Origin of the sequence: Bradyrhizobium valentinum, from assembly GCF_001440405.1 — a bacterium.
Taxonomy (GTDB): Bacteria; Pseudomonadota; Alphaproteobacteria; order Rhizobiales; family Xanthobacteraceae; genus Bradyrhizobium; species Bradyrhizobium valentinum.
In genome coordinates this window covers 49,081-72,888 of record NZ_LLXX01000141.1, presented here as the reverse complement: position 1 = coordinate 72,888, position 23,808 = coordinate 49,081, and the positions used below count along the sequence as shown (strand labels likewise).

Genomic DNA, 23,808 nt, shown 5'->3' with positions numbered 1-23,808 from the left:
CCGCAGTACTGGCGGCCTCCTCCGCGTCCACAACAACTAGCGGGACTGCACCATACCTGACGCTGTCCGCACAACCGGCCACATCGTTCATGACGGATATTTTCGGCACGACCATACCGGCGCCGCAGCCACCCACAGTGCCGCCCCTGCCTTTGACTCCCATCACCATACCGCCCGTGCCTATGTTATCGAAGGCATCAGGCACGGTTTCCACATCCATGGCGCGTGGCACAGCTGCGATGACGCCGTCGACCACAACGGCGTCATCAACCCCCTTGGGAACAATTCCCACATCCCTCGTCGCCAGCACGACCGGAACCATATCGCCAGTGTCCCCGGTGGGCACCTCATCGACAACCATATGTAGCTCAACGCCGGGAGGTCCCCCGACCAACGGTGCTGCTTTGACACTCTCGACGCCGGAAATTCCCGCAAGTCCGCCACCCGGCACGATCCAGCCCGGCATCACGCAGCTTGCCGCCACCAGCCTTGATCCAACGATGACGGTGGTGCCGACGCCGAACACGTCGGTTTGCGCCGAGAGCATGACGATGAACCTGGCGACGCCAGCCGCGATGGCCCCAGCCAATGCAACGGGCGCCGCTGCGACGCCGGGCGTATCGCCTCCATTGCCATCAGGCTGTTGAGAGGGTAACGCCTTCCCTCGACAGGGGCCATCAAACGTTGCAGAGGTCCTGACGGCGGCAGCTCCGAATTCTAAAACCCTATTTAATGGTGCGCGCGACGGACCCGGCCTAAATTCACCCGTGAGCGGCCCCACCGCGCTTGCCCCCTCAGGCGGTGGCAGATGGTCGCCGAGCGGACGGCGCACGCCAAGCCTTTTGCCCCCGAATGAGGCGGGCGGCGGCGCCGTCCCGCTCTTTTCGGGAGCAATCCATGGCAGGTGGTCGTTGACATGACAGGGGTCTCGGGCAAGCGTGCAGTCGTGGGGGTAGGAACCTCAAGGTCTGCGAATGTTTTCGCCGCAGTCGGGAATCGATTGATGACAAAAGTGCTGCTGATCGAGGATGATAGCGAGACGGCTGAGGAAATCACCGCCGAGCTGGCCGATCGCGGTTTTGAAGTCGAATGGTCGGCCAACGGGATCGATGGCCTCGACAAGGCGCGATCATCGCGGCCGGACGCCATGATCGTCGATCGGCTGTTGCCCGGAATGGATGGGCTTACGGTGATCGAGGCGCTGCGAAAGGACCAGGTGCGCACTCCGGTGCTGGTGCTGAGCGCGCTAGGCGCGGTGGACGACCGCGTGCGCGGATTGCGGATGGGTGGCGACGACTATCTCACCAAACCCTTTGCGCTGGTCGAACTTATCGCCCGGGTCGAGGCGTTGCTGCGCCGTCCGGCGGAATCGCGCGAAACGACGCTGCGGGCAGGGCAGCTCGAGCTCGATCTGATCAAGCGCACCGCCAAACGCGGCGATCGCGTCATCGATCTGCTGCCGCGCGAGTTTCGCCTGCTCGAATATATGGTGCAACGTAGCGATCAGCTTTTGACGAGGGCCATGCTTCTGGAGGAAGTCTGGAATTACAAGTTCGTTCCGACGACCAATCTTGTGGACGTGCATATGGGCCGCCTGCGGCATAAGGTGGATGGTCCCGGCGAAGTCCCAATGATCCACAATGTCCGCGGCGCCGGCTTCATTCTTCGCGCGGGACCATAAGTTTACAATGGCCGGGAGCAATGCGCCGTCGTTGACGGCTAGCACGATATCCGGGCGGCGAGATCCGATGCGTCAACCGCAATTCATACGTTCGAGTACTTTTCACTGGACCCTCGCGGTGGCCGGGGTGTTCGCAGTTTTCGTCATTACGCTGTTCGGCTTCATCTATTGGAAGGTCGACGACTACCTGATCACACGGTCCGACAGGATGATCAGCAGCCAATTAGACTTTATCGCTGGCCTGCCTGGTGAACAGCAGCTGTCTGCGATCAATCAAAATCTGAAGCAGGATTCCCGCGGGGTTCAACATGCCGGACTGTTCGGCGCGGACGGCCGCAGGATAGCCGGCAACATGGAACGGATTCCGCCCGAGCTCAGGTTGAACGATATTGTCCATAACGTCTCGGTCACTCGGATGCTTCCGACAGGGCGGGACGCTCGCGTCATCCGCGCGATCGCCCGAACAATGCCGAACGGCAACACGCTGGTCATCGGACGTGAGGTCGATGAAACGAGGGAGATTTCCCACGTCGTCGGTCAGGCGCTCGCGCTGGGTTTGTTGCCGGCGCTTTGCCTGTGCCTGCTGGCGGGGGCGTTGTTGAGCATGCGCGCCCAGAAGCGGGTCGAAGAGGTCAATAAACGGGTACAGCGCATCATCGCCGGTGATCTGAGCGAACGGCTTCCGCACCGTAACGCCGACGAGCCGTTTTCGAAGCTCGCCGTCATCGTGAATGGCATGCTCGATGAAATGGAAACGATGATCCACGCGCTCGCCGGCGTCGGCAACGACATCGCACACGACTTGCGTACGCCGCTGACACGGGCACGGCTCGCTCTTGAACGCGGCCGCACCAACGCGACCACGGTCGAACAGCTCCAGACGGTTGCAGATAAGGCGATCGCAAGTATTGATCAGTCGCTGGCCATTATCACTGCGCTGTTGCGTCTGGCTGAAATCGAAAACAGCCGGCGCTCGGCGGCCTTCGGCAGCGTGCCCCTGCACGCAATGCTGCGCGAGGTCTGCGACCTATACGAGCCGATCGCGGAGAACAAGAAGGTCGACTTGCGAGCCAAGGTGAAATACAACCTTAACGTGCTTGGTGACCGGGATCTGTTGTTTGAGGCGGTCGCCAACCTCGTTGACAACGCCATCAAGTTCACGCCCGAAGGCGGCCGGGTGGGCATCGAGCTGGAAAGCGGCGACAAAAAAACTATCGTGCGCATTACAGATACGGGCCCCGGCATCAGCGAACAGGAGCGCGAGGCCGTGCTGCGGCGTTTCTACCGGTCGGACAAGATCCGCAGTACGCCGGGTGTGGGGCTTGGCCTCAACCTTGTGGCTGCCATCGTAAAGCTTCACGGCTTCAGGCTGGCGATTCATTCAGGCCCCGGCGGCCGGATGGAGATCATTTGTCCCGGTCGTCAATCAGGCTGAAACAACTCGTTACCAAAGCCGGCGATGCGAAGATGGAGGACTACCTGGTGTGCGGACCGCGGGTCTTGCTGTTCCATCGCCAATACTGGTCATCTTGAACTGGACTGCCATAGCACTCCGCGGCTAACCCCGAAGCCGTCGCCTCGCACTGCGAATAGCTCGTGAAACTACAATCCGTCCCACCCTCGTCATACTGGATACAGTCATGTCCGGGAGGAACGATGGGACCTGCCTTTGCCGATTCCAGCCTGCCGAAACCGATCACCGATATCGCGATAGCCGAAGCTAACAACATGGACGAAATCATGTTCATGTCGGGTCTCCCACTCACTGAATGCCTAATCGTCGAGATGGGGACACACGACGGCGGAATCGACTATAAAAAACTTAACTTTGTTTCTGGGGCAACGGCGATCTTGCCTCCGCGTCGTCCGGTCCCCAAAGTGTGGCTCGACGCGGAGCGGTCTACAGCAGCGCTGGAGGGGAGGCCCACGAGATGATGATAGGTCGAGCTGGTGGGCGCGTTCCGAGCGCCGACTCGATCCTTTGTCGCGATCTGCGGAATCATCGAGTCTCGGTTCAGCGGTTCCAAGCCTCCTGCTCCGCCACATGCGCTTTTACCGCAAGATTCTTGGCCGCCTTTCGTACTTTCTCGAAGGCGCGGGCATCGATCTGCCGGATGCGTTCACGCGACACGCTGAATTTGGCCGCGAGGTCTTCCAGCGTCGATGGTTCGTCGACCAAATGTCGCGCCTCGAAGATACGGCGTTCGCGGTCGTCCAGCACGTCGATTGCAGCAATCAGCGCCTTGCGCTGGTAGTCCTGCTCGTCCTGTTCGACGACGATGGCTTCCGGTGAGGGCGACTGATCGACGAGATGGTCCTGCCATTCGCCGACTTCGGTGTCGTTATGTATCGGCGCATTGATCGATTTATCGCCGGCGAGGCGTCGATTCATGTCGACGACATCCTGGGCCGTGACATCGAGGCTCTTTGCGATCGAAGCGACCTGGTCCGGGCGCAGGTCTCCACTTTCGAATGCAGCAATCTTGCTCTTTGCGGTTCGCAGTTTGAAAAAGAGCTTCCTCTGGTTCGAGGTAGTGCCTATTTTCACAAGGGACCAGGAGCGCAGAATATAGTCCTGGATGGAAGCCTTGATCCACCACATCGCGTAAGTGGTGAAGCGAAAGCCCTTCTCTGGCTCAAACCGGTTCAATGCGTGCATCAAGCCTACATTGCCTTCGGAGATGATTTCCGAGACCGGAAGACCGTAGCCGCGGTAGCCCATGGCGATTTTAGCGGCCAGACGCAAATGACTTGTAACAAGCTGGTTGGCAGCATCACGGTCGCCGTGCTCGCGCCAGCGCTTGGCGAGCTCAAACTCCTGCTCCCTCTCGAGCATCGCGAAACGCCGGATGTCGTGGAGATAGCCTTTACCAGTGCCACCATTGGCTAGCGCTGGTTCGCGCCGTGTTCGAATTGCGAGGCCTGCAAATTGCCCTTCAATGCCCATACCAGTCGCTCCATCATGGAAGATTGAATATCTTCCGGCACTCGAAACCCGAGCGGATCACCAAATGATAGGTGTCGAGCGCGGCGGAGCCATTAAATTGAGGTTTAGGACATTAAATTCGAATTCAAGAGCGGAGCTATTCCCATGACGTTCGAACGGAGACGGTGCGAGGCGCCTACGACGGTGAGGGGGCCCACCCGGCAGAGCTGGCGTTTTGTTCGCCAATTCTTCCAGGTGAGCCCACCAGAGCGAAGGCCGCGCGACTTGGGTCAGCAGCCGTTCAGTAAGTGCAGGTGTACGGCCAGGTGTAGGGAGACCCGTAATAGGGACAATCAAGCCCGTAGCCGTAATAGCCGCCGCCAACAAAACGACGCCTTCCTGCGCCGAAGTGCTCGTGACCGACATGCGCCATGCCCGCGCCAAAACCTCCGATGCGACCGCCGCCAAGGCCACCCATGTGGCCCCCACCAAAGCCGCCACCCATGCCACCCATGTGACCTCCGCCGAAGCCCCCGCCCATATGGCCGCCGCCGCCACCACCGTGTCCTCCGCCGCCACCGCCGCCGCGTGCCTGTGCACCGGTGGCAAGGCTGCCGGCTAACACCGCGCTTGCCAGGATCATCATAACTCGTCCTCTCATCACATTCTCCTTTGGAATGGGCGGGCTTTTCCGCCACAGGGTTTGGTCAGACGCTGGCATGTCTGAGCGAGGCAACCGCCCACGTCACGATACACTGGAGGTGGGAATGCTCACGCGTGCTTTCCATTAAATTCTCGTTCAACCATCCGACTTGAATATCCGGCCCGCTCGAGCCAAACAGAAACGTGGATCAAACAAGTAAGACTCAAACGGTAGGAAGTGTACATGCGATCTGAGCCACGCAACCTGGACCGGTTGCTATCGTGAGCCGAAAGCCGTGCAGCTTGATGATCGCTGACACCAGGCTCAGACCCAGGCCAAACCCGAATGTGGTTCGGCTCTTGTCCGAACGGTAGAAGCGCCGAATGACGGCATCCCGCTCATCCTCCCGGATGCCGGGTCCCGAGTCCGAAACTCGAACGATGGATTCGTTCTTGCCGGGGACCAGGGCGACCTCGACAGACCCACCTACAGGTGTGAATTTCATGGCATTGTCGACCAGGTTGGCCACTGCCTCAAGAAGCAGGTCTCGGTCGCCGCGCACTGTTGCATCACCGCTCGCCACCACGCACAGGGTGATATGCTTGTCCTCCGCGATGGGCGCGTATAGATCGCCAACTTCCCTGACAAGGTCGGGCAGCGCGACATTGTCGAGTTCGTTCAAGCGTCCGCCATATTCGATCTCCGCGATCCGCAAGAGCTTGGTTATGATCGTCAATGACTGGTCAACGCCACCAATCGCCCGGTCGGTGGCCGCCTGTAACTCCTCGAGGCTCTTGGCATTGGCGCGTCCTCGTTCGAGGCCGAGGCGCACCCGGGTGAGCGGTGTACGGAGATCGTGAGCAATTTCGTTGCCAACCCCTGCCATCTCCCGCACGAGAGCTTCAATTTCGTCCAGCATTCCGTTTGCGGTTTCTGCAAGCTTGTCGAACGGATGGTCAAGGCCCTGCGTGCGCAGGCGCTGTCGCAAATCGCCGGCGACGATGCGGCGGACGAGTGTATTAAATTCGGCCACGCGTTTCTGGGCTCTGACGCTCAGGACCATGCCGATCGCCAGGCCAAAGCACAGGGCGAGGGGTAACCCCAATAGCAGGGCTCGCGCCACGACCTCCGCAAGCTGCTTCAGTTCGTCGATGTTGCGGGCAACCGCCAGCACGTTGCCGTCCGGCAAGTTGCGGGAAATTGCGCGAACGGTCATCTCTTCCGGGCCATTTGGATCGATCCGAATCGCCGCGACGCTCTGAACTGGAGCGTCGATCTTGAGGCTTGGCGGAAGGCTCGCGAGATTGCCCGCGATTCGATGCCCATCCGGGCGGAACAGACCCGCAAGTCTGATGCGACGCGGATCGTGGCTCAATCGATCGTCGATAGCGTTCAACTGCCGAGCCGGAGAGTCCGCGGCAATAGCGAGGAGTTCCTCTGTAAGGGCGGCATCCGTTCTCGCCAACATATAGTCGACAGCCTGCCAATAAACGAAAGCCGAGAACAGCACGATGCACACCGCGAATGCACCGGCGGCCCAGCGGAATGTCCTGGTGCGGACAACGTCGGGAAGCTGCACGGAGAATGAATCAATCCCTGCGAACATCGTGCATCATCCAGGTTTCATTCGGTGCGTCCACCCCGAAACGCAATCGGGCGCGGGGTGATCCACTGCTGCTGCAGATAAGTCGTGACTTCAGCCCTCTCAAAAATGAAACGGCGCACGCCCGCTTCGTTCGGGGGCGCAGGGCGCGGAGCGCACCGTCCACTCGACAACCACATGAACCCATCGAGAGTAACGTTCTGAGCGTGATCTAAGATCGCGGGACTAATTTCACCATTAAATAGGGTTTTAGCGTCGCCGCAGAGTGATCGTGCCAGGGCGAATCCATATTCTCGCGCCCGTATCGGGCGGTAAGGATTGGCTCAATGTCATCGACTGGACGCCGGAAAGCTAAATTCGTTTTTAGTTGAAAGGAATGCCGTGGAGAGCGACGTCTACTTGCCGGCGGTCCGCTCAAGATCATGAGCGTGAAACGGAAAGTGTTCAGGCATGCATAGACGGGCTTGTGCTGAAAAGTGCGCCAACAACCTGGCGGAGGCCGCGGGCATCACGCTTGCAGCCATCGCGCGTACTGACGGGTTCGAGTTGTTCACGCATCCGCATCGCATCTTGTATGGAGCCGGGACGGTAATGCCGTGATAGTTACCTGCAGGGCTAGCGAACGTGATCGCCTACCGGTCAGATCGCGCGAACGCATATACGTTTGAAACGTTCAATGCCATGGCAAGGAGTGTAAGATGCGAAAACTTATTATAGTGACCGTGGTGTTCGTTCTGGCCGGACTTTCTGCCAGTTATGCGCAAGGCGGGATGCATGGGCCCACGACGCATGGCTTGATGACCCCAGCGAATCCAACCGTCCCACCCTCGCTGACGCCAGATTCGCGCCTCACGGGGACCGCGCCTGTTCCACCACATCGTCAGCCGACAGCGGCGGATGTTTCTTCGCTTCCAGACGCCATGCTAAAACCTACCCCTGAAGAAGCCGCCGTTGATCGGGCCATCGGAAACATCTGCCGCGGCTGTTGAGCGCAAGCCTTGCCGCTTACACGACGGCGATGGCAGTAACCCGTCTGCCACCCAGCTTACGTTCCTATGATGAACGCAAGAATGCTTCTGCTTCGATTTCCATGAAGATGCGGCCGAGTTTTCCGACGCTCACATAAAATGGCGTGGATTCGGCATGCTCGAGGTCCGAAAAGAACCGCCCGATCCACGGCTTGATATGGTTCTCGAAGATATCCCGATCGGTCTCGCGGGGAGCAATGATCTGGCCACTGGTGAGCCCGGCCATGACTTCGAAAAGTACCGCGGCGTGGTCCTCAGGTTCAGAGTTTTCCTCCGTCCTCTCAATACCAATTTGCTTCAGGGCTTGACGGAGACGGGCGAGGGGCCGCCCATGGAGATAACCCGTCAGGTAATATGACGCGTAGGGGAAAAGTTGACCACGCCCAAGTCCAACGAAAAGATCGAAATGTTCGCGCTCGATCTGTTCTGGTGGCACGCCGGCGGCTGCCGCACTGAGCTCCGCATGCGCAGCGCCCAGCTGGGTCGTATCGCCGGTTAGGCGGGACAAACGTTCGATCATTTGCGTGTCGGGACTGTGTGAAAGCAATGCCGCGAGCAACGCATATTCCTGCGCCCGTGCACGATCGATCTCATCAATCTGGCGCGTGTCTGGGATGGGCTCGGCATCGACAGCGTCTTTCGTAAGTCCGCGGGCCTGCTCGGCTTCTCTGAGCCCAGCAAGAGCTTGTTGTGCACCGGAAACAGCAGAGACATCGTTGGCTGTTAGCGGTCCAAAGCCGGGCATCGCGGTTGGATCGTTGAAATCCCATTGGTTCTCCGCAATCTCAACGAAGTCGCGAATGGCCGGATCGGTTACCCAGGTCCGGCGTAGCGCAGCTTTCGTTAGTTCGACCGGGACATTTGATCCCAGAAACAATCGGATGTCGGTACCCGCAGCAATCGATTGCAGCGGTGGCAAGCTTGCCGGGTCGAAGGGAGGGGAGGTTGGAGAGCTTGCTGCCGGTGTCGCCGTTGCTTCGTTCAAATCGGCACGCTCTGCGTCAATGGATTTGAGCTCCGATGAACGGTCCGGTGCCCCGACCTCGACGGATTCTTGCTTCATTCGCGACCAGCGCGACAAGGTGCTTTCTGACCGGGTCATTTGCTGTTCTCCGTATTCTCGCTGCGGTGGCCAGGCACCCGCGGCTCACCTCGGTCCCGCTGCCGCTTATTGAAGGGGCGCTCGACGTGATGCTCGGCGATGAAAAGCTCGATCGTCTCGATAATCGAAGCGGGCATCGGAACGGTTGCGACCAGATCATTGCCGGCATCGGTCAAAGCTTCACCCTCCGAGGGATCAGCCGTAACCATAAGGATGTTGAACGCGGGACGCGAAGAATTGGTAGGCCTCGGTCGCAGCACGACCCAAAGCGCGGGTGTCCCGGACGAGAGATTATCCCGATAGTTCGCCGTTTCGGTCCGATGCAGTTCGATCGCAGCCTCACCCGCATAAAATGTCGTTGCGTCGCCTTCTTGACCGATCTGGGTCCAGGGTGTGGCCGACGGCGTTCCAACCAGCACAGAGATCGGCCGCCAGAGGAAATCGAGCCACGGGCTCTTCGCTTTGCAGCGTTCGATCACCACACCAACCGCAATTCTAGTGAGCGCAGTTGATCTCACGCTTGATCTCCATCGCTGATTTTGTAGACGTCGGGACGACATGCACTATGCGGGCTGGGCAGGGATCTTCGTTTACGGGTCAAAGCCATGGACCAATCCGTAATTGCCGGCACAGAGGAGGATCGTCAGCGGCAGGCTCATTCCGCCGGAACTGCTGATGATTGTCCGGATCGAGCAGCGAGACGCTCCTTGGCCAGTTGCTCTTCGAGCCAGAGGTCATGATGCTCCTTCGCCCAGTTGAGATCGACCTCGCCGGTGGCCATCGCCTCGAAGGCGCCCTCCATACCGAGCGTGCCGATGTAGATGTGCGCGATGATAACCGCAATGAACAGAACGGCGATCACGGCATGCACGACCTGTGCGATCTGCATCCCTGCGATATCAGTCACATAGAACGGGAAAATCAGTAGACAACCGGAAATAATGACCGCCGCTCCAGCGCCAAGCGCAAACCAAAACACGAGCTTTTCTCCGGCATTGAAACGCCCCGACGGCGCATGTTTCGATCTGATGAAGCCGCCGCCCTGCTTGACCCAGTCGATGTCGACGTTTCGCGGGAGGTTGTCCTTTATCCAAAGCGCTACGATAAGCGCGAGACCGATGACGAAGGCGGCGCTGACGTAATTGTGCACGTACTTGGCAGCTTCTGACATGCTGCTAAACGCTTCAGGCCCGATTATTGGGAGCAGCACGATCTTGCCGAACGTGATGTTCAAACCGGTCAAGCCGAGGACCACGAACGACGCGGCGGTCAGCCAATGTGAGAAGCGCTCGAAGGAGCTAAAGCGTAGTACTTTCCGCCCGGAACGCCCGTTCGAAATCCGTAAACGCCCTATGATCAAATAGGCGGCAGCCAGGGCGGCGATCATGCCAACGATCACGGTCGCGCCGAGCCAGTGCAATGTGATTTCATGGAAATGATCCCATTGCCGCCCGGCGGGCTGCATGAGGACGCGAGCCCTTTCGCTTGGAATATCGATCCGTCCCTCGATGCGGGGCGATTGCTGAAGCAGTTTATGCTCGGGCACGACGCTCGCGGTTGGATTAGGCGCTCCGTCCGGGCCGAGTTGCTGTGCGAGCACCGGCATCGCCGCCATCGCGGTCAGAATTGCCAACGTGAAGATGATGGAACGAATGTGGGAAAGATACGTCCTCATAATCATTCTCCCGTGGTTCGCGAATGCCGGTCCTGCGGCAGCGCTACCAATCGTCAATCAGACAGCGATGCCTTCGTGATAGGCGGTGGTCCAACCCCATGCGCCCGAACCGTAACCGCGCTTCATCACCCGCTCCTTGTAGATCTCGGCGATGATCGCGCCGTCGCCGGCGAGCAGCGACTTGGTCGAGCACATCTCGGCGCAGATCGGCAGCTTGCCTTCGGCCAGGCGGTTGGCGCCATATTTGGCGTATTCGGCCGGCGAGGAATCGTCTTCCGGTCCGCCTGCGCAATAGGTGCATTTGTCCATCTTGCCGCGCGAACCGAAGTTGCCGACTTTCGGATATTGCGGCGCACCGAACGGACAGGCGTAGAAGCAGTAGCCGCAGCCGATGCACAGATCCTTGGAGTGCAGCACGACGCCGTCGGCCGTGGTGTAGAAGCACGACACCGGGCAAACCGCGGCGCACGGCGCATCCGTGCAATGCATGCAGGCCATTGAGACCGAGCGTTCGCCGGGCTTGCCGTCATTGATGGTGACGACGCGGCGGCGATTGATGCCCCACGGCACTTCATGTTCGTTCTTGCAGGCTGTCACGCAGGCGTTGCACTCGATGCAACGGTCGGCATCACAAAGAAATTTGACGCGAGCCATGATCAATCTTCCTCATGCCGCTTGAATCTGACAAAGCGCTGCCTTGGGTTCCTGCATTCCGGTGGCGGCATCGTAGCCATAGGTCGTTAGCGTGTTGACGCTCTCGCCAAGCACGATCGGGTCACTTCCCTTCGGATACTTGCTGCGCAGATCGGCGCCTTCGTACCAGCCGGCAAAGTGGTAGGGCATCCAGGCGACGCCCTTGCCGACACGCTCGGTCACAAACGCCTTTACCCGCGTCCTGGAGTTGCTCTCGGCTCCGGTGACCCAGACCCAGCCGCCGTCCTTGATGCCGCGCTCGGCGGCGTCCGCCGGATTGATCTCGACGTACATGTCCTGCTTCAATTCGGCGAGCCACTTGTTAGAGCGTGTCTCCTCGCCGCCGCCTTCATATTCGACGAGCCGGCCGGAACTGAGAATGAGCGGGAATTGCTTGACGATGGCCCTGTCGACAGCGGACTTTTGGACGGTGAAACCGATATTGGGCACGCGAAACTGTCGGGCATCCGGAAGGGTCGGATATTTGCCGACAAGATCGGGCCGCGAGGTGTAAATGACTTCGCGATGCACCGGGATCGGATCCGGCAGGTTCCAGGCAACCATGCGCGCCTTGCCATTGCCATAGGGGCTGCAACCATGCTCGATGGCCACGCGCTGGATACCCCCGGAAAGATCCAGCGACCATGAAACAGTATCGGGATTGCCCTCGTTCACCTTCCGGATGATTTTCATCTCCGAGGCGGTGAGGTCCTTGTCCCAGCCGAGCCACTTGAGGACACCGAGCGTGAACTCAGGATAGCCATCCTTGATTTCCGAGCCGACGGAGTAGGAGCCTTCCGAGAGCAGATTGTCATGCTCTTCTTTTTCGACCTCCCGCCCGTTCTCCATGACCTTGCGCTTGACCACGCGCTCAACGCCGAAACGGGCGCGGAAGGTCCCGCCACCTTCCTTGACCGGCAGATTGGTGTTGTAGAGGATCGATGATCCGGGGTGCCTGATTTCCGGCGTTCCCCAGCATGGCCACGGCAGCCCGTAATAGTCGCCGCCGACCTCGGGATCGTCTTTAGGTGCCCGCAAGGTGACCAGATCGAATTTTGACTGATTCTTCATGTGCGCCTTGAGGCGCTCGGGCGACTGGCCGCAGTATCCGGTCGACCACCCGCCACGATTGATCTCGCGCAGAATGTCCTCGGCCGATACGGAGCCGTTCTCCACCTTGATATTCTTGAACATCTTGTCGGCGAAACCGAATTTGTGGGCGAGCATGTACATCGTGTCGTAGTCGTTCTTGGATTCGAAGACGGGATCCACGATTTTCTCACCCCACTGCAGAGAGCGGTTCGATGCGGTGCGCGAGCCATCCATCTCGAAACTCGTGCAGGCCGGCAGAAGATAGATCCCGTCCTTGCGCTCCGAGAGCACCGACCATGCGGTGGGATAGGGATCGCAGACGACCAGCAACTCGAGTTTCTCGATCCCTCGCTTGGCTTCGGGCATGCGGGTGATGGTATTGACGCCATGCCCCATGATGAACATGGCCTGCACCGTATCCGGCTGGCTGACCTGATCCCTCGGCAGCAACGTGGCATCAAACCAGCGCGTGCTGGGGATGCCCGGGCTTTCCATCAGGGTCTTGTCAGCGAAGCGCGAGCGCATCCAGTCGATGTCGATCTCCCACACCCGGCACCAATGCTGCCACGCCTCTTCGGAAAGACCGTAATAGAGCGGCAGCGTCGTCACATCGAGGCCGAGATCAGTGGCACCTTGCACATTGGTGTGGCCGCGGAAAATGTTGGCTCCTCCGCCGGCATGACCCACATTGCCGGTGGCGAGCAGCAGGATGCAACTCGCCCGGACATTTGCAGTACCCGTGGAGAATTGCGTCTGTCCCATCGCCCAGATGAGCGTTGCAGGCTTCTCGTGGGAGAAAACTTTTGCGATATGCTTGACCTGGGCTTCAGGCAAGCCAGTGACTCGCTCAACTTCATCAGGCGTCCATTTCGCGACTTCCTTGCGAATGTCCTCGATCCCATAGACGCGCTGCTGGATGAATTGCTTGTCCTCCCAGCCGTTCTCGAAGATGTGCCAGAGCATTCCATAGATGGTGGGGATGTGAACTCCGGGCCGCACTCGGACATATTCGGTCGCATGCGCCGCAGTTCGGGTCATCCGCGGGTCGACGACGATGAAATTCGCGCGGTTGAGTTCCTTGCCCTCAAGAATGTGCTGCAACGAAACCGGATGCGCCTCGGCGGGGTTACCGCCCATCAGCAGAATGGTCTTGGAGTTACGGATATCGTTGTAGCTGTTGGTCATCGCACCGTAGCCCCAGGTATTGGCGACTCCGGTGACTGTGGTGGAGTGACAGATGCGCGCCTGATGATCGGAATTGTTCGTTCCCCAGAACGCGGCGAGCTTGCGGTTGAGGTAAGCCGCTTCGTTGGTGAACTTGGCCGAACCAAGCCAGTAGACCGAATCCGGACCCGATTTTTGACGGATTTCCAGAAGCTTGTCGCCGATCTCATCGATGGCCTGATCCCAGGAGAGCCGCTTCCATTGGCCGTCCACCAGCTTTTGCGGGTAGCGCAACCGGCGGTCGCTCAACACGTCGTCGCGGACTGCCGCGCCCTTGCAGCAATGTGAGCCACGATTGATGGGGCTGTCATAGTCCGGCTCCTGGCCGATCCACACGCCGTTTGCGACTTCCGCGATGACCGAGCAACCCACTGAGCAATGGGTGCAGAAATTCTTCCGTGTGGTGACGGTTGCGCCGGGCGGCGGCGGCGGACCTGCCTCCACTTGCCGTATGCCGGCAAGTGGTAAGCTGCCGAGCGCAGCTAGGCTTCCAGCGGCGAGACCTGAGCGGCGCAGGAAGGAGCGACGATCAAGGTTGTCACCCGATTGCTTGGCCAAATCTGTGGCAACTTTGCCTCGGCGCACTTGACGCTCTGAGCGCTTGATCAGCATGGGAAATCCCCTCAATGCTTCGGGTAGCGGTTGACCCGATAAAAGGTTTGAACCTCCGCCGCGTTGACCTGAAAGCGAGCCCTGCGTTTGTCGTCCTTGGCTTCCGTGTCAGCGGCGACGCCGCGGCTTCCCAGGGTGCTGGTGGCTGTTGCGATAAAGCCGATTATCCCGGTGCGAAGTAGCTGACGTCGCCCGATGGTTGCTTTGTGCTCGCTCATCAAGAAATCCTGGGTCAGCAGCGTCATGGTTAGCACGCGTCGTGATAGGAGCGCGCCTTCAAGTTGGGGAGCATCCGCTCCTACGTTCCAGCGACGATGCCACTGAAATCATTCTCAAGAAGTGCTGCTATGGGTGGCCTCGAACAGAAACCAAGTGCGCCGCTCGGCCTCATCAATCCAGTTTTCCAGCAAACTTGCGCTCGCCACATCGCCAAGCATTTCGCAAAGATCATGTGTCTCGCGCAAGTTGGCCACCAGCTGTTTGTTGTCGCTACGCAGCTCGGTGAGCATGTCCAGGGGCGTAACGAAATCGGCCTCGTTATCCCGAAAACGTTGCAACCGGCCAAGTTGGCCGATCGAACGCAGTGTCGTTCCGCCGATCTTGCGGACACGCTCGGCGGCTGCGTCGGTGGTGGCGAAGATTTGCTGGGCCTGCTCGTCGAGCAGAAGATGATAATCGCGGAAATGCGGCCCTGACATATGCCAATGAAAGTTCTTCGTTTTCACATACAGCGCGAACATGTCCGCTAGAAAAATATTGAGCGCGCCTGATATGTCCCGGACTGCATCTGGTCCAAGGTCTGTTGGCGTTTCAAGCGAGGCAATCTGCAACGCTTTGGCATCATGCACGTTCATCTGGTCATCTCCTTCTAAGATAGCCACGCGTCTGGTTGGCGCAGCTGATCACGACGAAGATGAACTCGCCGGCGCAGGAATTCGATTAAAAAAGGATTTATGATGATCTTCGCCCGATAGGCGCCGTGGCGAACGCATTCAAGGCGTGGACTATCGCGCAATTGCCTCATAAGGGGGATTTGTAAGGCGGCACCGCGATTCAAAGCGCGGCCACAAAAACCTCAATCGGCAACGGGTGATCAATCACATAGCTGCCGAAATTCGGATCATGACCGTCCGGCTGGGTGCGTTGGTCTGCTCCGGTGGCGCGCGCCAACAGTGTATAGCGGCCCGGCTGTGTCGGAGTGATCCAGTCGTACTTCCAGCGGCGCCATGCGTGCCGGTTTATCGGGTCGAGGAACTCGCCTTGAACCCATGACGCGCCTCCATCATCGCTTATCGAAATCTCGGTGACATCGGTATCTCCCGCCCAGGCAGCACCGAAAATGCAGTAGGAGCGATTGGGTTCGAGGGTCTCGTACACACGGGGGCGTGCGATCTGGGACTTCAGTTTCATCTCCGCGAGTGGCCGGCGAACCGGTACTCCCGCGGAATCGTCCCAATAGCCATAGTCGGAAGTCTGCCAGTAACCCTGGAAGGGCTGTGTAGTTGCAACGACATTGGTCAGCCACTTCACCGACGCCATGCCGTAATGCCCGGGCACTATGGCGCGCAGTGGATAGCCATGATCGGGCGTCAGATCTCGCCCGTTCATCTGGTAGGCGATCAGCACATCGGACTCCATCGCCCGCGCCCTCGGGATACTGCGGGCATATGAGATCGGCCCCGGCGGCTTTGGCTCTTCCTTGGGCATGCCGCGATCAGCTCCTTCAAGCACTATTTCGCAGACATCGTCCGCGAGTCCGGCGCGCTCTAAAAGCAAGGAGAGCGGAACACCAGTCCATTCTGCATTGCCGACCGCACCGAGTTCCCATTGTGCGCCCGGCACCGGCGGCACCAGGAAAACCCGGCCATTGCCGGCGCATTCCAGCGTAGCGACGCGAGTCCGCGATGGCATGGCGCGGATCTCGGCGTAGCTCAGTCTTAGCGCCTTGCCCACCGCACCGCCTATCGACAGTCGATAGGCGACAGGATCCAGCTCTGGCGTGGGAAAATGGCTGCGTATGTAGAACAACTCGGTTGGCGTGATGAATTCGCCAAGCTGATCGAACGGCATTTCGAGATTGTTCGGGTCTTTTTGTCGAATGATCAGCCCAGCGGGGCGCACGCCTGTGCAGGACCAATTGTCGTTTCTCATGTCCACGGCGTTCTCCTATGGATTGCGCGTCGCGAAACGTCAAAGCTTCGCGAGATAGATGCAGAAAATCACCACGGCGACGGTCACAGCCGCCGAAAGTAGCGATTCCGCCCGGGTCCGCGGGATGTGTATGACCTCATCGCGATCGATTGCGCGGCGCGTGCGCTCAAACCCAGTGCCGCTTCGTGCGATAATGGCGATTCCAGTCACCACCAACGCCAGGCCAGCATAGTGCGCCGCGGCCGCGACCAACGGCTCGCCGCTTTCCACCGGAAGATGAGATGAGCTCCCGCCGCCCGCCACCGCAACGAGGAGGTTCAGCTTGACGAGAAAGAATCCAAACGCTGTCACGGCCAAGCCGGTCCGTATCCAGGCAAGAAAGGTTCGCTCGTTCGCTGCGTGGTCGGTGTAGTTCGCGATCATTGCATCTCTCGTCTCTTTACAATAATGAAGCGCGGCGCCAGCCAAATCCATTAAAAAGGGATTCATTCTGCTCGGCGCGTCAAACCGCGTTTTATGTCAAAGCAAGCCTGGCACGCGGAAGCCAGCAAGATGATCAGGGCCTGCCGGCTCCGCGTGAGTTCGCATGCGAGCGGCTTGTCTATCGCGCCTGAAGAGGAATTTAATGGGATGATCGAGATTGTCTCTTATCTGCGTGAAGAAGGGGGCAACGATCTACACGAAAGGACACAACCATGAAACTCCCCGCAATCGCGTTGGCCTTTGCGCTCGCGCTTTCAGGCACCGTCGCCTTTGCAAACACAGTTCATCACAAGCCGCTCGCGAGGACCGACCGCGATGCTGTCGGCACGGTCCAGCTGCATCCGAACTACGGCAACCCGAACGGCAATCCAGACGGTCCGACGACGTTGAGCGGCACCGGCAACTCCCAGTTCGGCGGCTCGTCGCCCGGCACCAGCGGGTACAACTAAGAAACGTTCCCGCATTGCATGAGAACCTAAGCAGCCTTCCTTGGAAGGCGACCATCTTACAAAGGCGAAACTGCTTCGGGAGTTTCGCCGCGGTCATTCCGGCAATTCGGAATCGAGCAGGGACGGCGCACTGCTCACCAAAATGCAATTGGTGGAGTAAACAGCGAGACTGACTAGCCGCCGGCCGCGACCGTCTGTGCACGCTGTTGGACAGGTCGGTGGTCTCTTCCGAGCGGAAGATCGAGCTCCTGCCATACCGCAATCAGGGCGTCAGCCAACCGTCCGATCAGCCGCGCGTCATGTGCCGGGGTGGGGGTAATCCGCAATCGCTCGGTGCCGCGGGGAACCGTCGGATAATTGATCGGCTGGATGTAGATGCCGTGCCGGTCAAGCAGGAGGTCGCTCGCCTGTTTACACAGGTCGGGATCCCCGACCATGACCGGAACGATGTGCGTCTCCGTCGCCAGCACCGGCAGGCCGGCTTGCCGTAGCGCCGCCTTGGTTGCCGCCACCGCGTCGCGCTGGCCCGCGCGCTCTGCACCCGATGCCTTGAGATGGGCGATCGAGGCTGTCGCAGCCGCCGCTACCGCGGGAGGCAGGGCCGTCGTAAAGATAAATCCGGGAGCATGGGATCGGACGGCGTCCACTACATCGCTCGTGCCGGCGATATAACCGCCAAGTGCGCCGAAGGCCTTGGCAAGCGTTCCCTCTATGACGTCGATACGCTCCATCACTCCGTCCCGTTCGGCGATGCCAGCGCCGCGCGGCCCGTACATGCCAACAGCGTGGACCTCGTCGAGATAGGTCATAGCGTTATAGCGCTCCGCAAGGTCGCAGATCGCTTCGAGTGGAGCGACGTCGCCATCCATCGAATAGACGCTCTCGAACACGATCAGCTTCGGGCGGCCGGGCGCTGCGCGCGATAGCAACTCCTCCAGGTGCTGAGTATCGTTATGGCGCCAGATCTGCTTGGCACAGTCGGCGGCACGCACGCCTTCGATCATGGAATTATGGTTGAGTGCATCGGACAGGATCAGGCAATCCGGAAGGAGCCTGGCGATCGTCGCGATACCCGTATGGTTAGACACGTAGCCCGACGTGAAGACGAGCGCCGCCTGCTTGCCATGCAGGTCCGCGAGCTCGGCCTCCAGCTCTACCAGCGCCCGATTCGTACCCGAGATGTTGCGCGTTCCGCCTGCACCCGCGCCCATCGTGCGCGCGGCGGAACACATCGCTTCGATCACCTCGGGGTGTTGGCCCATGCCGAGATAATCATTCGAGCACCAGACAACGACGTCCCGTTTGCCGCTCGGGCTGTTCCAAAGGGCGTGGGGAAACTGTCCCACCTTGCGCTCCAGGTTGGCGAACACGCGATAGCGGCGCTCACGTTTCAGAGCAGCAATGGCAAATTGAAAGCTCCCGTTATAGTCGAACATTCCAGAGATTTCCTTGTTGGTAAGTCGTCTGCTACGCTGCGTGCTCGGCTGCTACGTTGCGTGCGGCGAGGGAATGGGATTCATTCGGCGGGCGTCGCGGCGGCGCTGCCCGGCGCGGGCGCTGGCATCCGATCTTGGGCGAGCCGGGCAAGGGCCGTGTGCAGAATGGCAGCGATGATGGCGCCAACGATCGGCGCTGTCAGGTACAGCCAGGCATTGTGGAAATTGGCAGCCGCGACCATCGGGCCGAGAGCCCGGGCCGGATTGAACGCGGCACCGGTGAGGGCCCCACCCATGATGATGTTGAGAGTGAGCGTCATCCCGATCGCAAGCGGCGCGAGGTTGCCGGCGCGGCCCGCAACCGCAGTGCTGAGTACGACCGTCACCAAGAAAAACGCGAGCACCGCCTCGATCACGAAACCGGCAGCGGGCGTAATTGTGAGGGACGTGGCGCCTAGTGGGAGGTTGTGCGCAAGTGCAGGCAGGCCGAGGCCGGTCTCGGCGCCGCCCAGTACGGCCGACAACAAGAGCGCCCCGGCGACGCCGCCAGCGAGTTGGCTGACGATGTAGCCAATCGCCTCGCCGACGCCCATCGCGCCGGCGGCGGCCACGCCGATGGTTACGGCGGGGTTCATGTGCCCGCCCGAAACGGGGCCGTAGGCGAAGGCGAAGACCATGATGGCGAAGCCGTGGGCGAAGGCAATCGCGGCGATACCGGGCAGGCCGACACCGTCGCCGACCACGGCTGCGGCGCCGGCGCCGATGAATACGAATGCAAAGGTACCGATGAACTCCGCCAGGAGCTTTGGTGCGATCCGGTTGGACATCGTTCTCTCCAGAGATGAGATTTCCGCTTTGGGGCGATCAGGCTTCGCCAGGGAGCGTTGTTAGTTGGGAATGGCCGGCAGCGCGCGTGAGCGCGCCGGCCGGCGGGCCTACTCCGCGGCGATCGTCTGCGGTCTGAAATTGATGCCCAGCGCCTTCGCGACGCCTGCGCCGTAGGCCAGATCGGCCTTGGCACAGTTTGCGACGTGCCGCTCCTTGATGTGCAGTTTCGCATCGCCCATCGCCCGCGCCGTGTTCTCAAAGAGCACCTGCTGCTGGGCCGGCGTCATCTTCCGGAACAGATTTCCCGGCTGCTCCCAATGATCGTCGTCGACGCGGTGGTCCCAGTGCGCTGCGCCCCCTTCCAGCGCGAGCGGCGGCTCGGAAAAATCCGGCTGGTTGTCCCAGAGCCCCGCGCTGTTGGGATTGTAGGTGAGCGTTCCGCCCAGATTGCCGTCGGTGCGCATCTTTCCATCGCGATGGTAGCTTTGGAACGGGCATTGGGGCGCGTTGACCGGAATGTGGTTGAAGTTAATGCCGAGCCGGTAGCGCTGCGCATCACCGTAGGAGAACAGCCGCCCCTGGAGCATTTTGTCGGGCGAAAAGCCGATGCCGGGCACGATGTTGGCGGGCGAGAACGCGGCCTGCTCCACTTCAGCGAAAAAGTTATCAGGGTATCGATTGAGCTCCATTACGCCGACCTCGATCAGCGGATACTCCGCTTTCGGCCACACCTTGGTCACGTCGAAGGGATTGTGCCTGTGGGTTTTCGCCTGAGCTTCGGTCATCACCTGAATGAAAAGCGTCCAGCGCGGGAAGTCGCCCGCCTCGATCGCATTGAGCAAGTCGCGGCCATGGCTTTCGCGATCCGCGGCGACGAGAGCTGCGGCCTCGGCGTCGGTGAGGTTCTGGATGCCCTGCTGCGAGCGGAAATGAAACTTGACCCAGACGCGCTCATTGGCGGCATTGATCATCGCGAAGGTATGGCTGCCGAACAGGTGCATGTGGCGGAAGCTCTTCGGAATGCCTCGATCGGACATGACGATCGTGACCTGGTGCAACGCCTCCGGCAGCAGCGACCAGAAATCCCAGTTGTTATCCGCGCTGCGCAGCCCGGTGCGCGGGTCGCGCTTGATGGCATGGTTGAGGTCCGGGAACCGCAACGGATCGCGGAAGAAGAACACCGGCGTGTTGTTGCCGACGATGTCCCAGTTGCCCTCCTCGGTATAGAACTTGAGGGCGGTGCCGCGGATGTCGCGTTCCGCATCGGCGGCGCCGCGCTCACCGGCGACGGTCGATATGCGCGCGAACATCGGCGTCTGCTTGCCGATCTTCGAGAAAACCTTGGCCTTGGTGTAGCGAGTGATGTCGTGCGTGACCGTGAAGGTCCCGTGGGCGCCCCAGCCCTTGGCGTGCATGCGCCGCTCCGGGATCACCTCGCGGTCGAAATGCGCCAGCTTCTCGATAAGCCAGATATCCTGCAGCAGCGCCGGGCCGCGCCGACCTGCGGTCATGATGTTGGTGTTGTCAGCAACCGGGGCTCCAGTCGCGTTGGTAAACTTGTTCGTGTTGCCTTGCTCGCTAGACATGATCAGTCCTCCATTGTGTTGGATTAGGTCGCGGGTGCCTGCATCGGCCCTGCTGTTCGGCCGATGGCGGCTTCAGTGCCGTGCTTCTCGACTTGAGGTTTTCCGGGCTTACCCCCGCCAGGCGGATCCTCGGATCACGCTGCAGAAATTGACGCGGGTGAAGCGCGGATCCTTGTCTGCGAGCACGTCGGCATTGACGTTGCCGAAGGTCGTCGCCGGCTTGTGTTTGTTGCCGTCATAGAAGGCCTGGATGATATCCTCCTTGAAATGCGGCGGACGCGGGTGTGCATGCACCACCGCCTCGCGCTCCGCATCGCTGTATTGTGAGTAAGCCAGCCCAAGGACGTCCATTTCGACGCCCGCCGTCACTAGCGCGACGACCGGGTGCATGTGCTGCGGGATGCCGGGCGTCGTATGCAAGGCGATTGCGGTCCAGACGGTTTCGATATCCTGTTGCGCGATGAGGTGGCTTCGGAGGAAATCACGCGCGGCATTCGCGCTGTCGACTTCGAATCGCTCGATTTGGCTGCTGTGTTGATGGGTCAATCCCATGTCGTGGAACATCGCCCCTGCATAAAGCAGTTCGGGATCAAATTTGAGCCGGCGACGCTTGCCGGCCAGCGCGCCCCAGTAGTAGACGCGGCTCGAATGGTGAAAGAGCAGTGGCGATTCGGTATCCCGCACCAGCTCCGTTATTTCGCGCGCGAGCTTGCTGTCGGGGATTGTGGTCCCGGCGAGATCGGTATTGATGGTAAGATCGGTATTCATTGCACGTCGCCTGCCGATTGATCTTGAGAGCACATTAACAACCGCGGACCGGCAGTCTGAACGTTGGGGTTGTCGGTGACGGGCATACCCGATGCATGGACCAGGGCGGTCGTTTGGAGTTGTCGTTCATTGGGTTGCTCCGGTGGTGAGTGTCGGGCGTTTGGCCACGGATTGCTCCTGTGTTGCGCGTCGTCGAAATCCCGGTACCCGACTGCCCCGCAGCGGCGTGACTCTTTGCTTTCGGAGCGTCAGCTGTTGACGGAGTTGCGTTTAACCGCGTTGCAATGAGAATGTATGCGTCCGCTTCGCAATGACTTTGCCAATATTGCTGTGATGACACCGGAATTGCGTTAATCCGCAGATGGCGGAAGTCATTCAGCGGCCGCGGCCCAGTGCTTTGGCGGCATCCGAAGGTTCTGGGCCCAAGGCCGATTCTAAAAGCAGGGCAGCGCTTGCGCAGTGATCGGCGTAGCAATCATGATCGCAATAGGTGAGCTGCGTTCCGACTTCTCGGAGATAACTTGTCCCGATTGGCTCGCCGCACAGCACGCAGACGGATTGCTGGCAGGGCGTCCTGCCAATTACCAATACGAATCTCATGTCGCGCCTCCTAATGCGAAGCAGAACACGGTGTCGGATGAATGGGAGAAATTGGGCGGCGGGGCGCAGAGATGGTTTCTGCCATCGGGATTGTCCCTGTTCCGCTCGACCTTTTCAGGTGGCACGGAAATGTACTTTCCGTCTTCTCTGCGCTTTGCGTAGATCTTGCCGTCAACGTACTTGATTTCAGTCGGATAGCAGTCCGCCTCATTGCAACAGCTAACCAAAGGATTATCGGGCATTTGCCATTTCGAATAGAACTTCTCGTGCAGGGGCTGATCCTGCGGTGGATGGCGATGAATTCCGGCCTGGCTTTGTCCATTCTGCGCTTTGACCTCCATCGCCAGCAGGCAACAGATGCAGCCCCAGAAGACGAGTTTGCATAAATGAATCATTGTGCAACCTCCTCGCTCCGAAATTCTGAACGTCGAGACATTGGTGCATGGCGTTCATTGCGCCCGTTGCCAGGCTGCGGAATGAAGTCCACGTAACCACCTGTGGTCGCCCTCTTGACGGGCCTTGAAGCGGTTAACGCATTTCTTTGAGCAGAGGGCGGTTCGCCAGGAGTAGTGGCGGATGAGACCAAACCTTCCGTCGCAGACAGCGCAACGCTTGGGTGCGACGTTCCAAGGATATTGAGGGCTGTTGCGCATTCTTGCCTCCTCCCGGTCTTGCGTGGGTAGTGGTTGGTGCTCACCTCTTGTCCGCCGTCACACTTCGCGCAAGCGTAAAGCTCGCCCTCGGGATCGTAGTGGCCTGCCAAATCTCGCGGCGTATAGGGACAACGCGTGCAGAGCTTGACCCTCATGTGCCGTCTCCCAAGCTAAAGCTGCAGACCGCTTCGCCGTCACAAGGGTAATTTGCCGGCGGAGCACGGACTCGATTCCGCCCAAATGACTTATTGCGGCTGCGCTCAATCGTTTTGGCCGGGATCGTGGACATTTTGTCACCTGCAATCGGCTCTTGCGATTAGCAGAGACTAGGAGGGTTGAGACCGATCGCTCAATCGTACGCAGGTAAGCATCCGATATCGAAAGGGATCGAGCGGGTCATACTGTCGTTTGCAATGGTCGCCTTGCTCAATTTTCCCGGACGTAAGCTGCGAAGCGGGATGCTGATGATGCCTAAGGCCAGGATCTAGCCGCAATCGCGTCGCCGGAAATGGTCCCCGTAAACAGATGCCGCCGCGATCAATGGCGACTGGCCCTCGGACCCCGTTTGTGGCCGC

The 23,808-nt window shown here is 59.8% G+C and carries 23 protein-coding genes and 1 pseudogene; 6 read left to right on the top strand and 18 right to left on the bottom strand.

Going from position 1 to position 23,808, the window contains the following annotated elements; genetic code table 11:
* Nucleotides 1–404: 404 nt before the first annotated feature.
* The 3 genes from CP49_RS45050 (at nucleotide 405) to CP49_RS24370 (ending at nucleotide 3,116) form a co-directional block, all read left to right on the top strand.
* Nucleotides 405–647 carry a hypothetical protein gene (locus CP49_RS45050; protein ID WP_156438616.1) on the top strand — a complete coding sequence of 81 codons (243 nt, stop codon included), beginning with the start codon at nucleotides 405–407 and terminating at the stop codon, nucleotides 645–647.
* Between the two features lie 356 nt (nucleotides 648–1,003).
* Nucleotides 1,004–1,681, top strand: a complete 678-nt coding sequence (locus tag CP49_RS24375; protein ID WP_057852716.1) for a response regulator transcription factor — start codon at nucleotides 1,004–1,006, stop codon at nucleotides 1,679–1,681.
* A 118-nt stretch (nucleotides 1,682–1,799) separates the two neighbouring features.
* Nucleotides 1,800–3,116 (top strand): sensor histidine kinase, encoded by a 1,317-nt coding sequence (locus CP49_RS24370; protein ID WP_245310838.1) that lies wholly within the window; start codon nucleotides 1,800–1,802, stop codon nucleotides 3,114–3,116.
* Nucleotides 3,117–3,156: 40 nt separating this feature from the next.
* Here the strand turns inward: CP49_RS24370 and CP49_RS49360 are convergent, their stop codons facing one another.
* On the bottom strand, nucleotides 3,157–3,411 hold the full coding sequence (locus tag CP49_RS49360) for a DUF3551 domain-containing protein (protein ID WP_420807642.1): 255 nt from the start codon (nucleotides 3,409–3,411) through the stop codon (nucleotides 3,157–3,159).
* Here CP49_RS49360 and CP49_RS46265 point away from each other — a divergent pair.
* Entirely contained in the window at nucleotides 3,338–3,616 is a 279-nt protein-coding gene (locus CP49_RS46265) for a hypothetical protein (RefSeq protein ID WP_057852714.1), read from the top strand. The two genes, CP49_RS49360 and CP49_RS46265, sit on opposite strands and share 74 nt — an antisense overlap.
* Nucleotides 3,617–3,695: 79 nt before the next feature.
* On the opposite strand, the gene rpoH is transcribed toward CP49_RS46265, so the two are convergent.
* From rpoH to CP49_RS24350, 3 genes are all read right to left on the bottom strand, one after another.
* On the bottom strand, nucleotides 3,696–4,628 hold the full coding sequence (rpoH, locus tag CP49_RS24360; protein ID WP_057852713.1) for an RNA polymerase sigma factor RpoH: 933 nt from the start codon (nucleotides 4,626–4,628) through the stop codon (nucleotides 3,696–3,698).
* 280 nt (nucleotides 4,629–4,908) lie between these two features.
* Nucleotides 4,909–5,268: a hypothetical protein gene (locus CP49_RS46260; protein WP_197423211.1), complete on the bottom strand. Its 360-nt coding sequence runs from the start codon at nucleotides 5,266–5,268 to the stop codon at nucleotides 4,909–4,911.
* A 205-nt stretch (nucleotides 5,269–5,473) separates the two neighbouring features.
* Nucleotides 5,474–6,856 carry a sensor histidine kinase gene (locus CP49_RS24350; RefSeq protein ID WP_057852711.1) on the bottom strand — a complete coding sequence of 461 codons (1,383 nt, stop codon included), beginning with the start codon at nucleotides 6,854–6,856 and terminating at the stop codon, nucleotides 5,474–5,476.
* A gap of 477 nt (nucleotides 6,857–7,333) precedes the next feature.
* On the opposite strand from CP49_RS24350, the pseudogene CP49_RS47745 reads away from it, so the two are divergent.
* Nucleotides 7,334–7,453: pseudogene (locus tag CP49_RS47745) on the top strand (formate dehydrogenase accessory sulfurtransferase FdhD); the annotation flags it as partial.
* Nucleotides 7,454–7,906: 453 nt separating this feature from the next.
* Here the strand turns inward: CP49_RS47745 and CP49_RS43230 are convergent.
* The 9 genes from CP49_RS43230 to CP49_RS24305 all read right to left on the bottom strand — a co-directional run bounded on the left by CP49_RS43230 (nucleotide 7,907) and on the right by CP49_RS24305 (nucleotide 16,853).
* Nucleotides 7,907–8,983: a DUF3306 domain-containing protein gene (locus CP49_RS43230; RefSeq protein ID WP_082646202.1), complete on the bottom strand. Its 1,077-nt coding sequence runs from the start codon at nucleotides 8,981–8,983 to the stop codon at nucleotides 7,907–7,909.
* Nucleotides 8,980–9,543 carry a DUF3305 domain-containing protein gene (locus CP49_RS24340; protein WP_338060376.1) on the bottom strand — a complete coding sequence of 188 codons (564 nt, stop codon included), beginning with the start codon at nucleotides 9,541–9,543 and terminating at the stop codon, nucleotides 8,980–8,982. Before CP49_RS24340 ends, CP49_RS43230 begins: the two co-directional genes overlap by 4 nt.
* A gap of 95 nt (nucleotides 9,544–9,638) precedes the next feature.
* Complete coding sequence (locus CP49_RS24335; protein ID WP_057852709.1) at nucleotides 9,639–10,658, bottom strand: formate dehydrogenase subunit gamma; 1,020 nt, start codon at nucleotides 10,656–10,658, stop codon at nucleotides 9,639–9,641.
* Nucleotides 10,659–10,715: 57 nt separating this feature from the next.
* Nucleotides 10,716–11,312, bottom strand: a complete 597-nt coding sequence (fdh3B, locus tag CP49_RS24330; protein WP_057852708.1) for a formate dehydrogenase FDH3 subunit beta — start codon at nucleotides 11,310–11,312, stop codon at nucleotides 10,716–10,718.
* Nucleotides 11,313–11,324: 12 nt separating this feature from the next.
* Complete coding sequence (locus CP49_RS24325; RefSeq protein WP_057852707.1) at nucleotides 11,325–14,279, bottom strand: formate dehydrogenase subunit alpha; 2,955 nt, start codon at nucleotides 14,277–14,279, stop codon at nucleotides 11,325–11,327.
* Between the two features lie 11 nt (nucleotides 14,280–14,290).
* Nucleotides 14,291–14,524, bottom strand: a complete 234-nt coding sequence (locus CP49_RS24320) for a hypothetical protein (RefSeq protein WP_057852706.1) — start codon at nucleotides 14,522–14,524, stop codon at nucleotides 14,291–14,293.
* Nucleotides 14,525–14,611: 87 nt separating this feature from the next.
* Entirely contained in the window at nucleotides 14,612–15,133 is a 522-nt protein-coding gene (locus CP49_RS24315) for a Dps family protein (protein WP_057852705.1), read from the bottom strand.
* Nucleotides 15,134–15,332: 199 nt separating this feature from the next.
* On the bottom strand, nucleotides 15,333–16,430 hold the full coding sequence (locus CP49_RS24310; RefSeq protein ID WP_057852704.1) for a sulfite oxidase: 1,098 nt from the start codon (nucleotides 16,428–16,430) through the stop codon (nucleotides 15,333–15,335).
* Nucleotides 16,431–16,469: 39 nt separating this feature from the next.
* Nucleotides 16,470–16,853, bottom strand: coding sequence for a YidH family protein (locus tag CP49_RS24305; RefSeq protein ID WP_057852703.1), 384 nt, complete (start codon nucleotides 16,851–16,853; stop codon nucleotides 16,470–16,472).
* A gap of 272 nt (nucleotides 16,854–17,125) precedes the next feature.
* Here CP49_RS24305 and CP49_RS24295 point away from each other — a divergent pair, with 272 nt between their 5' ends.
* Entirely contained in the window at nucleotides 17,126–17,362 is a 237-nt protein-coding gene (locus CP49_RS24295; protein ID WP_057852701.1) for a hypothetical protein, read from the top strand.
* A 173-nt stretch (nucleotides 17,363–17,535) separates the two neighbouring features.
* Here CP49_RS24295 and hemA read toward each other — a convergent pair whose 3' ends face one another.
* The 5 genes from hemA to CP49_RS43220 form a co-directional block, all read right to left on the bottom strand.
* Nucleotides 17,536–18,798 carry a 5-aminolevulinate synthase gene (gene hemA, locus CP49_RS24290; protein ID WP_057852700.1) on the bottom strand — a complete coding sequence of 421 codons (1,263 nt, stop codon included), beginning with the start codon at nucleotides 18,796–18,798 and terminating at the stop codon, nucleotides 17,536–17,538.
* Between the two features lie 80 nt (nucleotides 18,799–18,878).
* Entirely contained in the window at nucleotides 18,879–19,625 is a 747-nt protein-coding gene (locus CP49_RS24285; protein ID WP_057852699.1) for an MIP/aquaporin family protein, read from the bottom strand.
* Between the two features lie 108 nt (nucleotides 19,626–19,733).
* Nucleotides 19,734–21,212, bottom strand: a complete 1,479-nt coding sequence (locus CP49_RS24280) for a catalase (protein WP_057852698.1) — start codon at nucleotides 21,210–21,212, stop codon at nucleotides 19,734–19,736.
* A gap of 108 nt (nucleotides 21,213–21,320) precedes the next feature.
* A complete protein-coding gene (locus tag CP49_RS24275; protein ID WP_057852697.1) occupies nucleotides 21,321–21,980 on the bottom strand; it encodes an HD domain-containing protein in 660 nt (219 codons plus the stop codon).
* A 596-nt stretch (nucleotides 21,981–22,576) separates the two neighbouring features.
* The gene (locus CP49_RS43220) at nucleotides 22,577–22,975 is read right to left on the bottom strand and encodes a hypothetical protein (protein ID WP_156438614.1); all 399 of its coding nucleotides are present in this window, start codon (nucleotides 22,973–22,975) and stop codon (nucleotides 22,577–22,579) included.
* Nucleotides 22,976–23,808 lie beyond the last annotated feature (833 nt).